Source organism: Aquisalimonas sp. 2447 (genome assembly GCF_012044895.1).
Taxonomy (GTDB): domain Bacteria; phylum Pseudomonadota; class Gammaproteobacteria; order Nitrococcales; family Aquisalimonadaceae; genus Aquisalimonas.
Genome location: NZ_CP050695.1, coordinates 1,896,738 through 1,910,402 on the forward strand (window position 1 = coordinate 1,896,738; position 13,665 = coordinate 1,910,402).

12 protein-coding genes and 1 tRNA gene are annotated in these 13,665 nt (G+C 63.9%); 3 read left to right on the forward strand and 10 right to left on the reverse strand.

Annotated elements, in window-relative coordinates:
- Positions 1-36: 36 nt before the first annotated feature.
- Together KU884_RS08945 and katG are read left to right on the forward strand one after the other, a co-directional pair.
- Positions 37-399, forward strand: a complete 363-nt coding sequence (locus KU884_RS08945) for a hypothetical protein (protein WP_167782317.1) — start codon at positions 37-39, stop codon at positions 397-399.
- A gap of 234 nt (positions 400-633) precedes the next feature.
- The gene (gene katG, locus KU884_RS08950; protein WP_167782318.1) at positions 634-2,814 is read left to right on the forward strand and encodes a catalase/peroxidase HPI; all 2,181 of its coding nucleotides are present in this window, start codon (positions 634-636) and stop codon (positions 2,812-2,814) included.
- Positions 2,815-2,928: 114 nt separating this feature from the next.
- Here the strand turns inward: katG and KU884_RS08955 are convergent, their stop codons facing one another.
- Together KU884_RS08955 and KU884_RS08960 are read right to left on the reverse strand one after the other, a co-directional pair.
- Positions 2,929-3,894, reverse strand: coding sequence for a putative zinc-binding metallopeptidase (locus tag KU884_RS08955; RefSeq protein ID WP_167782319.1), 966 nt, complete (start codon positions 3,892-3,894; stop codon positions 2,929-2,931).
- A gap of 123 nt (positions 3,895-4,017) precedes the next feature.
- The gene (locus KU884_RS08960; RefSeq protein WP_167782320.1) at positions 4,018-4,989 is read right to left on the reverse strand and encodes a LysR family transcriptional regulator; all 972 of its coding nucleotides are present in this window, start codon (positions 4,987-4,989) and stop codon (positions 4,018-4,020) included.
- 110 nt (positions 4,990-5,099) lie between these two features.
- Between KU884_RS08960 and KU884_RS08965 the strand changes: the two genes are divergently transcribed.
- Positions 5,100-5,993, forward strand: a complete 894-nt coding sequence (locus KU884_RS08965; RefSeq protein ID WP_167782321.1) for a DMT family transporter — start codon at positions 5,100-5,102, stop codon at positions 5,991-5,993.
- 117 nt (positions 5,994-6,110) lie between these two features.
- Here the strand turns inward: KU884_RS08965 and KU884_RS08970 are convergent.
- From KU884_RS08970 to KU884_RS09005, 8 genes are all read right to left on the reverse strand, one after another.
- Positions 6,111-6,186 (reverse strand) — tRNA-Ala (locus tag KU884_RS08970).
- A 91-nt stretch (positions 6,187-6,277) separates the two neighbouring features.
- Positions 6,278-6,577 carry a hypothetical protein gene (locus KU884_RS08975; protein WP_167782322.1) on the reverse strand — a complete coding sequence of 100 codons (300 nt, stop codon included), beginning with the start codon at positions 6,575-6,577 and terminating at the stop codon, positions 6,278-6,280.
- Between the two features lie 148 nt (positions 6,578-6,725).
- Positions 6,726-8,192 (reverse strand): membrane-bound lytic murein transglycosylase MltF, encoded by a 1,467-nt coding sequence (gene mltF, locus KU884_RS08980; RefSeq protein ID WP_167782323.1) that lies wholly within the window; start codon positions 8,190-8,192, stop codon positions 6,726-6,728.
- A 70-nt stretch (positions 8,193-8,262) separates the two neighbouring features.
- The gene (locus tag KU884_RS08985; protein ID WP_167782324.1) at positions 8,263-9,447 is read right to left on the reverse strand and encodes an NnrS family protein; all 1,185 of its coding nucleotides are present in this window, start codon (positions 9,445-9,447) and stop codon (positions 8,263-8,265) included.
- 104 nt (positions 9,448-9,551) lie between these two features.
- A complete protein-coding gene (locus tag KU884_RS08990; RefSeq protein ID WP_167782325.1) occupies positions 9,552-11,015 on the reverse strand; it encodes a DASS family sodium-coupled anion symporter in 1,464 nt (487 codons plus the stop codon).
- Between the two features lie 7 nt (positions 11,016-11,022).
- Positions 11,023-12,483, reverse strand: coding sequence for a ferric reductase-like transmembrane domain-containing protein (locus KU884_RS08995; protein WP_167782326.1), 1,461 nt, complete (start codon positions 12,481-12,483; stop codon positions 11,023-11,025).
- A 97-nt stretch (positions 12,484-12,580) separates the two neighbouring features.
- A complete protein-coding gene (locus KU884_RS09000; protein WP_167782327.1) occupies positions 12,581-12,910 on the reverse strand; it encodes an AzlD domain-containing protein in 330 nt (109 codons plus the stop codon).
- Positions 12,907-13,629, reverse strand: a complete 723-nt coding sequence (locus KU884_RS09005) for an AzlC family ABC transporter permease (RefSeq protein WP_167782328.1) — start codon at positions 13,627-13,629, stop codon at positions 12,907-12,909. The genes KU884_RS09000 and KU884_RS09005 overlap by 4 nt, the downstream gene beginning before the upstream one ends.
- Positions 13,630-13,665: the final 36 nt, after the last annotated feature.

Consider the following 13,665-nt stretch of genomic DNA (forward strand, 5'->3'; position numbering starts at 1 on the left):
GATATAATGCGAATCTCTATGTGACGGAGGTGACGCATGCCACAGCCTGGTTTCGATCCCCACACCCTGACCGGCGAGTTCGACCGGTTGTTCCTGACCCCTGCGCGGTCCTGCGCTGCGTTGACCAGTAGCTACGCCGAGGCGTTGACGCAGTACCAACTCAAAACGCTGAGCACCTATGTCGACATTGCAGGGAAGGCTCATCGGGCGGCGCTTGGCACCAGGAACCCTGACGATGTGCAACGCTCGGTGCAGGATCTCGCCGATATCGGCCAGGAACTGCGTGGGCAGGTGAAAACGGATACCGAGACGATGATCCATCTGAACCGGAGCTTCACGGACACCCTGGAGAAGTTTGCGCAGGGCACCTATCAGGGGTTCGCGAGCCGAACCGGGTGACGACGTTGCCCGGCTAATAATAGTTTATGACTATCGATACGGTAGGAATTGAGTGTTTAACCTATGACTCCCAGGTGGTGTATGTTGCTAGGGATGATTCACGAGGGAGAAAGACGCCTGTCCATGTGCTAAATCATTGGACAGGCGCTGGATCAGGGCAGCGGTGCAAAGAGAGTTGTGCCGCTCCTGAACGCCAGGCTTCCCCGAAAATGCTGCAACGAGCTGGAGAGTGATATGACGGAACAGCAAAGCGCTGGCAAGTGCCCGGTTGCGCACGGTGCCAATACCGAAGTCGGGAATTCGGTCATGGAGTGGTGGCCGAACAACCTGAATCTGGAAATCCTGCATCAGCACGACCGCAAGACCAATCCCATGGGGGAGAGCTTCAACTACCGGGAAGAGGTGCGGAAGCTCGACTTCGACGCCGTCAAGAAGGACGTTGAAGACCTCATGACCAACAGCCAGGAGTGGTGGCCGGCTGACTGGGGGCACTACGGTGGTCTGATGATCCGCATGACCTGGCACGCCGCCGGCTCCTACCGCGTGGCCGATGGCCGCGGCGGTGCCGCAACGGGCAACCAGCGTTTTGCGCCCATCAACAGCTGGCCGGACAACACCAATCTGGACAAGGCGCGCCGTCTGCTGTGGCCGATCAAGAAGAAGTACGGCAACAAGCTGAGCTGGGCCGACCTCATCGTGCTCGCCGGTAACGTCGCCTACGAATCCATGGGCTTCAAGACCTTCGGCTTCTCCTTCGGCCGCGAGGACATCTGGCATCCCGAGAAGGACACCTACTGGGGTTCCGAGAAGGAGTGGCTGGCGCCCAGCGATAACGAGAACAGCCGTTACGGCAAGGACCGTGATGCGGAAACCCTCGAGAATCCGCTGGCGGCAGTGATGATGGGTCTGATCTACGTCAATCCCGAGGGCGTGGACGGTAACCCGGACCCGCAGAAGACCGCTCACGACGTCCGCGTGACCTTTGCGCGCATGGCGATGGACGATGAGGAAACCGTCGCGCTGACCGCCGGTGGTCATACGGTCGGCAAGTGTCACGGGAACGGTGACGCCGCGAATCTGGGCCCCGATCCCGAATCTGCCGATGTTGAAGAGCAGGGCTTGGGCTGGAACAACAAGGTCAGCCGTGGTGTTGGTCGCGATACGGTGACCAGCGGCATCGAGGGTGCGTGGACCACCAACCCAATCCAGTGGGACAACGGCTATTTCTACCTCCTCCTCAATTATGAGTGGGAACTGACCAAGAGCCCGGCAGGGGCCTGGCAGTGGGAGCCCAAAGACATCAAGGAAGAAGACAAGCCGGTTGATGTCGAAGATCCGTCCATCCGCCTGAACCCGATCATGACCGACGCCGACATGGCCATGAAGGTGGATCCGGAGTACCGCAAGATCTCCGAGAAGTTCTACAAGGATCCGGAGTACTTCAACGACGTCTTCGCCCGTGCCTGGTTCAAGCTCATCCATCGTGACCTGGGCCCGAAGGAGCGCTACATCGGTCCTGAAGCGCCCCAGGAAGACCTGATCTGGCAGGATCCGGTGCCCGCCGGAAATAAGGACTACAGCGTTGAGCTGGTCAAGGCCAAGATCGCCGACAGTGGCCTTAGCATCGGCGAGATGGTCGCCACCGCCTGGGACAGCGCCCGTACCTTCCGCCAGTCCGACATGCGCGGCGGGGCCAACGGTGCCCGTATCCGGCTGGCACCGCAGAAGGACTGGGAAGGCAACGAGCCGGAGCGCCTGGCGAAAGTGCTCAAGGTTCTGGAAGGGATCGCCTCCGAGACCGGTGCCAGTGTCGCCGACGTCATTGTGCTGGCCGGCAACGTGGGTATCGAGAAGGCCGCCAAGGCGGCTGGCTACGATATCGCCGTTCCGTTCAAGCGCGGCCGGGGTGATGCCAGCCAGGAAATGACCGATGAAGAGTCCTTTGAGTGGCTGGAGCCGCTCTCCGATGGTTACCGCAACTGGGTCAAGAAGGACTACGCGGTGCAGCCGGAAGAGATGATGCTGGATCGCACCCAGCTGATGGGCCTGACTGCGCCGGAGATGACCGTGCTGGTTGGTGGCATGCGTGTGCTGGGCACCAACCATGGCGGCACCAAGCATGGGGTGTTCACGGATCGTGAAGGTCAGTTGACCAACGATTTCTTCGTGAACCTCACCGATATGGCCTACAAGTGGGTGCCCACGGGCAACAACCTGTACGAAATCCGCGACCGCAAGACGGACAAGGCCAAGTGGACCGCCACCCGCGTGGATCTGGTGTTCGGCTCGAACTCCATCCTGCGCTCCTATGCGGAAGTCTACGCACAGGACGATAATCAGGAGAAGTTCGTGAACGACTTCGTTAACGCCTGGGCCAAGGTGATGAGCGCCGATCGGTTCGATCTGGTGTCCTGACTGCGGATCGCCGGTCCATTACAGTGGATCGGCAAGGCCCTTCAAAACGGCGTTTCAGCAGGACTGAAGCGCCGTTTTTTCTTTTGCTGCCCTCAATCCGCCGGCGTGGTCTGGCTAGAGGCCCTGGGCGCCACGGCGCAGCCAATTATGGACAAAGGCCAGTTTGTGGCGGGCATGGTCCGAGAGCACGAAGGGATACAGGTCGGGCAGCCCCATGGCACGGTTCACATGATTTACGCCCACGGTGAGCCCGGTGGCGACGTGAATCAGCCGCTCCGGATCCGGTTCGGAGTAGGGGTCCCAGCCGGCGTGGGGAATCTGCGGCGATGACAGGCCCGTGGCCACGAAACTGTCGGTAATATCCGTCAGGTGCAGCAGGTGTGCAGCCGTCTCTGCCCAGTCCTCGTGCGGATGGGCCGAGGCGTAGGCGGTCAGGTAGTGTTGCCGCCACTGGGCCGGTGGGCCGTTTTCGTAGTGGTACTGAAGGGCGGCAGGGTAGTTGATCCGCTCATCACCGAACATCCCCCGGAAAGCGTCGAGAAAGTCATCGCGGAGGCTGAGGCGCCACCACAGCATATGCGCGATCTCGTGGCGCATGTGACCCATCATGGTCCGATAGGGCTCTTCCAGTGCCTCGCGCCGTGTTGCCACCAGTACCGGGTCCACTTCCGCCACACTAATGGTGACGACACCCTCGGCATGGCCCATGGGCACCGGCGTAGGGCCTTCGGCGAGCAGGTGGAAAACCGGCGGGGCGCCCGGGTCTTCCGGGCGGAACCAATGCCAGCGACCGAGGTTGTCCAGCACCCAGCGCTTGGCAGCCTCCGTCTGCGCCCAGTTGGGAATCGCATCCGGTATCGATGGGTCGGGGGCCAGAGCCGTCATGGCGCAGGAGCGACAGAAGGCGCCTTTCTCCGGGGCGATCCAGTTACAGCCGATCACGTCCCGGTTGGCACAGAACGGCGGCATCGGCAGGAACGCCCGCGCCTGGGGATCGTAAGCGACCGGGGTGCCGTCGGCGGTGGCAAGGTTATCGAACCACAGTGAGCCACCACCGACGGGGTTGGCGAAAACGCGCATGAAAAAGGCTCCGACAGAGGGTGTGAATCACCATGGTGGGCGCACTACGCGAGTCTGTCTACCGACTTGGTGTTGCGCTCTCGAATCCGACGCTCATGGTCGACGGGCATAACGGGCTCGTCGCTACAGGCGGGTCTGGCGTTCGCGCTCCCCCTCCAGGCGCAATCCGGACGCCTCGGCCTGTTGCCGTAACCATTGCCGGAGCATGCGAATGCCCGGTTCGTTGCGGCGGCTCGTCTTGTAGGCGAGCCGGAACTCATCGCCGGTTCCTACCTGATAACAGGGAAGGACGACCATGTCTGGATCATCTGCGGGATCAATCATGTAGTCATTGGTGAGTGCGATCCCCTGGTGATAGCGAGCCGCCGCGTGGGCCATGAGCATATGGCTGAAGTGCTGCATACGGATGCTCCCGGGCAGCTCGCAATGATCAGCGGCCAGCCAGACCTGCCAGTCTTCCCCGGGTTGCCCGATGATGCTCGAGGCGGACAAGAGCGGGTAACGGGTCAACCATGCCGCCTCGATGTGCTCTGGCGTATCAGTGTCGATCAACCCGGCCTGGCGTAAATCGTCACACATCCACTGCCAGAATCGTCGACTACAGATCGGGAACAAACGCTCGGAGTAGAGCGGGTCCGAGCTGAAGCCGCGATGCTCTCCCTGGATGGTGATAAAGGCATCGGCGAGGCGCTCCGAGAGTGCCGGTGGCTCATGCAGCATTTCCAGCATGACCTCCAGTTGCGGATGGCGGCGTTGCAGGTCCGGCAAACGGGGGATCAACCAGCGCACCGCAAAGGAGCTGAACACGGCGAGACGCAGCTCCGTACCGCCATCCCCCCGCAGTCGCTCACTTGCCCGCTCAATCTGCGCCAGCCCCGAACTCACGGGCTCGAGATACTGCCGCCCCTGCTCCGTCAGTACGACGCGGTGGCCACCCCGCTGGAACAGGGCCTCGCCGAGGTTGTCTTCAAGCTGTTTGATGCTGTGACTGACAGCGCTCTGGCTAACCCGCAACTCCTCAGCGGCAAGGGAGAAGCTGCCCAGACGGGCCACAGCTTCGAAGACGGGCAGTGTTCTCAGGGGCGGCAACGGCATTATTCAAAAAACTAATGGATTCGAAATTCTTATCATTATACAAGATCGTGATCCCTGCCTAGCATGGCGCGCCATCATGGTACGGCACGTCAACGTGGAGGTTCAGGAGCATGTCGGGCCGGACATTGCAGGGGGCGATCATACTGCTGGTCATCGGCAACCTGGCAGCCATCTTCTCCGATATCATCATCAAGGTTCAGGGTTCCGATATCCCCCTGTTCCAGTTCGTCTTCATGCGGCTGTTGTGCACGCTGGCCATCCTGGCCCCGTTTCTGCCGATGATTGATCGGAAACAACTCTTTCGCGGCACCCGCATTCACCTGGTGCGCGCCCAGATCAGCATCATTGGCGTCGCCTGCATGGTGGTGGCACTCACCAATCTGCCTCTGGCCACGGCAAACGCACTGTTCTATGCCGCGCCGCTGATCGTCATGGTGCTGGCAGTCGCGGTGTTCAGGGAGAGGGCGACCGGGCTCAGCGTATTCGCGGTCATCAGCGGGTTCATCGGGATTCTGGTCATTCTCCGGCCGCTGGAGTTCTCCTGGCAGGGGGTTAGCGCTCTGGTGGCGGCAGCGGCGCTGGGTACGAATGCGCTGCTGGTCAGAAAGCTGCCCTGGGGCCAGTCCATGGCGCATATCCTTCTTCTCACCCACGTCTACGGGCTGCCCGTGGCGCTGGTGCTGATGCTCTGGGAGGGCGCGGCCTGGGACTGGACCCTGATGACAGCGGCCTTGGGGTCGGCAGTGTTCATTCTCGGTTATCACACCACGGTGATTCTTGCCTATCGGCATGTGGCGGCAAACCAGGTGACCAGCGCGGAGTACACCGGGCTGATCTGGGCAATCGCCTTCGGCTGGTGGTGGTTTCAGGAAGTACCGGATGTCTGGTTCTTCATTGGTTCCGCACTGATCGTGGGTCCGCTGGTGCTGCTGAGCCTGGCGGAGCGGCGTCGCACGCGGGGGACCACGCCGGTTGCCGCGCAACCGGCAACCCACCCTGACTAATGAGTTCCGAAAGGCCGGTAACGCTTGAGTAGTGTTGCGAGGAACACTGGACAGGCTGATGGATCGTGCCTGGCGCCAAAAAAAAAGCCCTTGAAAACAAGGGCTTCATGTTATGCCTGGTGGAGCTGAGGGGAATCGAACCCCTGACCTCGACAATGCGAATGTCGCGCTCTCCCAACTGAGCTACAGCCCCTTTGAAGGCGCGTAATATAGCATCGTCGCGCCGTTGCACCAAGCCCTTGCGGGCGGGGCCGGACGCCTGGTCAGCGCCCGGCCGTGGACGCTCAGCCCAGGGCGTTCTCGCACCGTTCACGGATCATGGAAGCGGCTTCCTCGGTGCCCAGGGAGTTGTTCTCATAGAGCGCCTCGGTGGATTCGCTGAGAACGTTCGCAGAAGCGTCGTGACTCGCATTGGCCTGAATTTCCCCGATCACCTCGTCGAGAGGCACGCCGTCGTCACGGGCATCGATCAGTTCAGGGGCCGCGGCTTCCTGTGCCGCACAGATGGAATCGGTGTTGTCGGCGCTGGCGGCAGCGCTGAAACCGAAAGCGATGGCTGCGAGTCCGAGTGTCGTCCGTTTCATGTCGCTTCATTCCTTTTCATAGTGGTGAATGTCGGGAGCCTCGTTGAGGGCTCCCGGAAAACCCTAGTTGAATGAAACGAAACCGGCAAGTGTTGCATTCCGGGGGCAGGCGGGTGCCGTGCATCTGCGTCCGCAGGCCGATGCGGCGCTACTCGAAGGCAGGGCTGATAACGTCCCGGTAGTTGCGTATGCGCTGCACATAGTGGACTGGTTCGTAGCCCCGCGCGTAACCGTGGCGTGTGCTCGGGTAGTAGCGCTTGTCCGCCTTGAGCGGGAGTACTTCCCGCATGTCCTGCCAGGAATCCGGGTTGCGGTCCAGATCGCGGGCGAGCTGGCGGGCATCCAGTAGATGCCCGCGACCGATGTTGTAGCTGGCCAGAGCCAGGAAGGTCCGGTCGGGCTCGGGGATAGAGTCGGGCAGGCGACGATGGCGGTCCGCAAGATAGCGGGCGCCGGCATCAATGGCCTGATCCGGATCGAGCCGATTGGTCACGCCCAGCGACTGTGCAGTGGGCTGCGTGAGCATCATGATCCCGCGCACCCCCGTGGGCGAGACAGCCTGTGGATCCCAGTGCGATTCCTGGTAAGCGAGGGCGGCCAGCAGATCCGCGGGCATGCCGGTCTCCTGCTCGGCGCGCAGGAAGGCGTCACGGAATCGCGGGAGGCGCTCCTCGATGCGGCGGTTCAGCGCGCGAAGGTCAACGAAATCGAACTCGCCGATATAGGCGTAGTAGCGCTGTTCCACCTGGGCGATGGTTTCGTCCCCCTGGCGGCTGTTCATCCATTCCCGCGCGGTGCTGGCCAGGCCCTCGGCGTCCCGGGGCAAGTACCAGCCAAGGTTGCGCCCGTCAGTCAGGTTCATCGCAACCTCCAGGGTGGGGAAATGGCGGCGCATTACCTGGACGATGTTGGCGTCTGCGACCACGCAGTCCACGGTCTGTTCGGCGACCCGGGAGAGCAGGATCTCGGTTGTGCGGTCGCTGTCCTCCGTGTACGCGATGTCCTCGTGTTGCTCCGCCAGACGGTCGAGGGTGTGCGTGTAGCTGGAGTTCGCCGTCACATGGATGTCCACGCCATCGAGAGCGTCGGGAGTCCGGGGCATGGGCCGGAATTCCCGGTGGCACACGAGCTGTTCCACCACCTCTGTGTGCGCCGGTCCGCGGGTGAAGTGCGCGTTCCGCGAGGCAACCTGAGTCAGCCCCGAGGCCGCGATGTGCGTTTCTCCGGCAGCCAGGGTTCCCAGCACCTCCCCGGTGGACCCGACCATGTTCCACTCCACGTCCCAGTCCTGGGCCTCGGCGAAGGCCGAAACCAGGGTGTACTCGGGCCCGGTGGGCTGTTCGTGGCGATCCAGGTAGTAGGTGGTGGAGCCGTTTCGAGCCGTGACGTGAAGCACCCCGGCTTCTTCCGGCGGTGCCAGTTGCAGAGGTCTCGTCTCGACATCCGGCCCGTACTCGATGGTGTCGTCACTGCACGCGGAGGCGAGTACGGCCAGACTGACGAAGGCGAGGTGTCGCCATGCCGGGCCGTGTTTGTCGGGATGGTCACTGCCTCGGTGGGCGCGCTGGAGCGTGGAACCTGTCGGGTCGGCCCGATCGGGGGCGCGTTGAATCATGGGGTATCCGTCGTTCAGGTGTACGCCCGGGAGGGTACATTAATTCCGACGCACTTTATCCTGCGCAATGTCAGTTGCGGACAGTCATCCCGGGCTTCCGGGCTGCGGCTGCAGTGTCTGCACGGGGTTTCAGCAGGATCGGCGTGTACAGCACGGCGTAGAGCGCGAAGGCGACCATCCACAGTACCCCGGAGGCTCCCATGAGCCAGGCGGGGCCAACGCCCAGGGCAACCAGGAGCCTTGCGGCGGCGGCCAGCAGGATTGCCGCGAAGCCACCGACCATCAGCGGGGGCGCCGCGAGGGGGCGACCGGAGTGCCCCAGGGCGACCCGGGCCATCATTCCCAGGCACAGCCCGCCCATGGCGCCGATCATCAGCAGGTGCACGCCGGCACTCCAGGTCCCGGCAATGCCTCCCACGTACGCTGCCTGCAGACCCAGGCCGAAGGGGATGAACAGATAACTGGCGTGCAGGATCCACAGCAGGGGGTCACGCACCGTGCCCCAGGGTTTCCACGCTAGCAGTCGCACCAGGGTGAACAGTGATGCCGCGGTCAGGACTACCGCGAGCCACGGATCCCGGCCGATCACCAGGTACACCGGCAGGATCGCCAGGGTGCTCAGGGTGGACGCCCAGTTCAGCCAGGGCCACTGGCGTACACCAAGCCCTGGCAGGCGGTTGGCGGTGAAGAAGGGAATGATGCGTCCGCCCATGAAGACCAGCAGCACGGTGATGAGCCAGATGGCGAGATCCATGGAGGTACTGCCGAGCCCGGGTGCCACGCCGTGGAAGTCGGCGTGAATCATGCCGTTGAGCACGGTAAAAGCCAGCAGCAGGGGGATAAAGGCGTAATTGCGCCGGTTCTCCGCAGGGATCAGCGCCGTGGCCAGCATGATCGCCAGCAGCGGGAAGAAGGCCAGATCCAGCACCGTAAGCAGCCACATGGGCATGGCCCCCGGCACCAGGAACCCGAGCCGTGCCGCCAGCCACAGGGTGACGAGAACCATGAGGCTGCGCGGGGTGCAGGTCTGCCGCTTGGTCCAGTTCTGCGCGGCGGTGAGCAGAAAGCCGGCGATGACGGCGGCGGTGAAGCCGAACAGCAGTTCGTGCCCGTGCCAGAGTATCGGGTCCCAGGGCCCCGGTGCCGGTGCCCCCGTGGTCAGAAAGCTGACCCAGACCACCATTACGAGCACGGCAAACCAGGACGCCACGAGGAAGAAGGGCCGAAAACCGATGGAGAGCAGAGGTGGTGCCATTGGCGTTGCCCCACGAAAATGCATTTGAACTACATGTTAGGTGCAGTCTAGCGGGGTTGGAAGAGCGGGAAATTGATCCAGAACAAGAGTCGACGACGCTGTCTCTACCGCAGCAGTAACCACGGAGTGAGGATCAGGCTGCCGGCAAGAATCAACGGAATTGCGAATAAAGTGACCCGCCAGCCTGCCTGCGCCATGTCCGCTACCCGCAGGCGCTCGCTGCCGAAGATGATGGCGTTGGGTGGTGTCGCCACGGGCAGCATGAAGGCACAGGAGGCCGCCAGGGCCACGGCGACGGCGAGCACCAGCGGTGGCCGGTCGATGGACAGCGCCACGCTGGTGACCACGGGCATGAGTGTGGCGGCGGTGGCCGTGTTGCTGGCCACATGACTGAGCAATATGGTCAGCCCGACCACCGCGGTGACCACCACAACCAGAGGCAGGGCGCCCAGCGCGGTGAGTTGCTCCGCCACGGCGGCGGCAAGGCCGCTGGCCTCGATGGCGGTGCCCAGGCTCAAACCGCCACCGATGAGTATGATCACGCCCCAGGGCAGCTCGCGGGTGCTCTTCCAGTCCAGCAGGGCGGCACGGCGCGGTCCGGCAGCCGGCAAAAGAAACAACGCGACGGCGGCCGTGATGGCGATGCCGGCGTCGGAGATCGAGGCCGCGGTAACTGTTTCCAGTAGTGGTCGAAAGACCCACGCCAGGGCGGTGCCCAGGAACACCAACAGCACCCGGCGCTCGCTTCCGGAAATGGGCCCGAGTTCGGCGCGGCGGTCACGGATGATCGCGCTGATGCCCTCGGCGGGGCGGCGGTCCAGTGGAAACGCCCAGCGTGTCAGCGCCCACCAGCAGGCCAGCAGTAACACCAGGCTCACCGGCATGCCCACGGCCATCCACTGGCCGAAGCCGATCTGCACGCCATACGTGTCGCTCATGAACCCCGCCAGAATGGCGTTGGGTGGCGTGCCGATGAGCGTCGCCATGCCGCCGACGTTGGCGCCAAAGGCGATTCCCAGCAGCAGCGCCAGGGAGAAGCGATGCTGTGACATCGCGTCGTGTTCGCCCCGGGTGGTGTCCATGACAGCGAGCACGGACAGGCCGATGGGCAGCATCATGGCGGCTGTGGCCGTATTGCTCACCCACATGCTGAGCCCCGCACTGCCCGCTATGAAGCCCCCGACCACATGATCGGGGCGTTGTCCGCAGTAGTGGAGCAACAGCAGGGCCATGCGCCTGTGCAGCCCCCATTGCTGGATGGCCAGGGCGATGACGAAGCCGCCCAGGAAAAGGAACACCAGCGGGTTGGCATACGGGGTGGTCACGTCCGCCGGGGTGCCAACGCCGGCGACCGGCAACACCACGATCGGCAGCAGGGCGGTGACCGGGATCGGGACCACCTCGGTGATCCACCATGTGGCCATGAACAGTGTCAGGACCGCGACGGTCCAGGCGTCGCCGTCGAGCCCTTCCGGCGGGCCGAGCAGCATGAGCACGACGGCAACCACGGGGGCCACAAGAAACCCGATCAGGCGCCCGGTGCGTCCGGTGTCCATCGCATCGGTCATGTCGTTGCTACCGCACCGCGAACGAGGCGACGCCGGCGAGGATGATCAGGGCCGCACCGACGGTGGCTGCCAGCAGTCGCGTGCTGGAGCCGCGGCGGGTTCGCAGGGAGTAGCGGAAGCGCTCGGACACGACCTGTCCGGCGGGGATACCTAAACGGCTCAGTAGCCCGTGCTCGAGGGTGTCGATCATGGCCGGCGGGCCGCAGAGGTAATACACGCAGTCCTGTGGCGGCACCCGGACCACCTGCTGCAGGAGCGTTGCGTCCGGGAGACCGGTGAGGCCATCCCAGTCCGCCGGGGGGGCGGAGAGCATGTAGTGCACGCGCAGATCGAGCTCGCTGGTCATTGCCTCCAGTTCCGCCGTGTAGAGTTGCTGAGCGATATCCCTGTTCGTCTGAACCACCACCAGGGTGCGCTGCGACTGCCGTGCCCGCAGTTCCCGGAGCAGCGCCATGATCGGAGCCATGCCGACGCCGCCGCCCACGAGCACCAGCGGTCGGGCGTCGCTTTCGTCCAGCGTGAAATGGCCGTAGGGGCCGTCGAGATACGCACGGGTTCCCGGGGCGAGTTCGCCGATGCCGTTGGTGAAGTCCCCCGCCTCCTTGATGGAGAAGGCGATGCGTGGCCACTGGGCGGGTGCCGACGCGATGGAGAACGGGTGTTCGGTGATGCGGAACAGTGGGCGTTCAAGCTTGAGCCACGCGAACTGACCAGCCCGATACGGGAACACGGTGCCAGGATGGCCTGCCGCGGTGTCGGGCTCCAGCTCCACCGTCCAGATCCGCTCCGCCTCCTGTTGCACCGTGACGACCTTGAGTGGATAGCGCCGTTGGCGCAGGGGAATGATGACGTGGACGTGGACCAGTGACGCCACGGCGACCAGGACGCCGAGCACCCAGAATCCGGTGAGCCAGACATCCTGGCTGTAGCGGCCGGCCTCGAGGGTGTGGTGCAGCCCGAACAGGGCGATCAGGAGCGCGCCCAGTCCGTGGCTGAAGCGCCAGGCCTCGTAACGCATGGGGAGGTCATCGCGGGCAATGGCCATGAATACCAGCATCGCGAGCAGAACCCAGGCCAGTATGCCGCTGAGGCCGGGCCAGAGGGACAGCCGTAGCCACTCCTCTCCTGCCGGGACGGTGGGGGGCGTCTCCCCCATGGGCAGGCTGTACAGGAACGGGTGGAGCAGCAGAAAGGCCAGCAGGACATAGGCCATCACTTGATGGAACTGCATGACCCGGTCCTGTCCCACCTGCGCCGACAGTCGCTTGAACCGGCCGGAAAGCAGGAACTCCATTAACAGCATGGTAAACCCGGCGAGGCCGAGACCGGTAGCCAGCTCATCCCGCCAGGGCCGTGGCTCCAGCCCCTGAACGGCTGCGAGGGTCACGGGCAGCAGCGCCAGCACCAGGTACAGCGCAAGCAGCGACGCGCTCAGGCGCCACCGCCGATGTGAACCGGAGCCGTGCATGATGGCGAACCCCTGCCAGTGACTGAGCACCAAGTAGTACCAGATTCGGGGTGGTTCCGCTTGATTCAGATCACGCCGATGGCACACGGGGGCAGAGTCAGGATCCGAGCAACCATTCCAGCAGCCACAGAGTCCCCATGCCCGCGGCCAGCGTGCCGAGCACGCTGCGGGTGCCCCAGGCGACGCCGGCGGCCACCAGTCCCGCCAGCAGCCGCGTGTTCTCCAGCGTGAACCCGGGGGTCGGGCCGCCCTGGATAATGGCCGGCACCACGATGGCGGCAATCACGGCCGCCGGGACGTAACGCAGCACACGCATGACGCCGTCGGGCAGGCTGCGCCCGCCCAGCAGTTGCAGTCCGGCGAAGCGAAACAGGAACGTGCCGATGCCGATAACAACAATGATGGTCCATAGCGCCCAGGTGCTCATGTTTCCCGTCTCCGGCGGTGCAGGGCAATCTCGGCGATGACACCGGCTGTTACCCCGGCCACGGCGCCAATGCTCAGCCCGAGGTGATAGGGCGCATCGTGGGCAGCCAGGGAAATGCCGCCGCCGGTAATGGCGGCAATGGCACTGGGGCGGTCGCGAATCACCGGGACCAGAAGGACCAGAAACACCAGGGGCAGGGCAAAACCCACTTGCCATGCCGGGGGGACGGCCGCTCCGAGCCAGACGCCGAGCGCCGTGGCGAACAGCCAGACCACCCACAGTGGCAGGGCCGCGCCCAGGTAGAACCACTGTTTCGGACCGTCCACCCGGCCGTGCACGAACTGCGTGATGCTGACGGCGTAGGCCTGGTCCGTCAGCAGATAGGCCGTGGTCGCTTTCCAGTGCGTGGGGATATGGCCCAGATGGGGAGCCAGCGAGGCGCTGTACATGAGCATGCGCAGGTTGATGATGAGTGCGGTGACCACGACCATCAGCGGCAGGGCGCCGTCGCCGATGAGCTGGGCTGCCACCAGCTGCGCCGCACCGGCGAAGATGATCACCGACATGGCGATTCCGACCATGGGGTCCAGCCCCGCCTCCAGCGCAGCGATACCGGCAGTCATCCCGAACGGGATCACACCGGGAATCATGGGCGCGATCTTGCTCAGCCCGTGCCGGAACCCGGCGCGCTGTGGTGATTCCTGTCTATTTCCTGCCATTGCTCCAGAGCCCGTTGAACTCCCGCACCCCCGACG

Excerpts from the sequence above, each read along its gene's own strand:
- KU884_RS08955 (WP_167782319.1), bottom strand. The coding sequence starts at position 3,894 with ATGCGCGTTTTCGCCAACCCCGTCGGTGGTGGCTCACTGTGGTTCGAT.
- KU884_RS08965 (WP_167782321.1), top strand. The coding sequence starts at position 5,100 with ATGTCGGGCCGGACATTGCAGGGGGCGATCATACTGCTGGTCATCGGC.
- KU884_RS08990 (WP_167782325.1), bottom strand. The coding sequence starts at position 11,015 with ATGACCGATGCGATGGACACCGGACGCACCGGGCGCCTGATCGGGTTT.
- KU884_RS08995 (WP_167782326.1), bottom strand. The coding sequence starts at position 12,483 with ATGCACGGCTCCGGTTCACATCGGCGGTGGCGCCTGAGCGCGTCGCTG.
- KU884_RS09000 (WP_167782327.1), bottom strand. The coding sequence starts at position 12,910 with ATGAGCACCTGGGCGCTATGGACCATCATTGTTGTTATCGGCATCGGC.
- KU884_RS08985 (WP_167782324.1), bottom strand. The coding sequence starts at position 9,447 with ATGGCACCACCTCTGCTCTCCATCGGTTTTCGGCCCTTCTTCCTCGTG.
- mltF (WP_167782323.1), bottom strand. The coding sequence starts at position 8,192 with ATGATTCAACGCGCCCCCGATCGGGCCGACCCGACAGGTTCCACGCTC.
- KU884_RS09005 (WP_167782328.1), bottom strand. The coding sequence starts at position 13,629 with ATGGCAGGAAATAGACAGGAATCACCACAGCGCGCCGGGTTCCGGCAC.
- KU884_RS08945 (WP_167782317.1), top strand. The coding sequence starts at position 37 with ATGCCACAGCCTGGTTTCGATCCCCACACCCTGACCGGCGAGTTCGAC.
- KU884_RS08960 (WP_167782320.1), bottom strand. The coding sequence starts at position 4,989 with ATGCCGTTGCCGCCCCTGAGAACACTGCCCGTCTTCGAAGCTGTGGCC.
- KU884_RS08975 (WP_167782322.1), bottom strand. The coding sequence starts at position 6,577 with ATGAAACGGACGACACTCGGACTCGCAGCCATCGCTTTCGGTTTCAGC.
- katG (WP_167782318.1), top strand. The coding sequence starts at position 634 with ATGACGGAACAGCAAAGCGCTGGCAAGTGCCCGGTTGCGCACGGTGCC.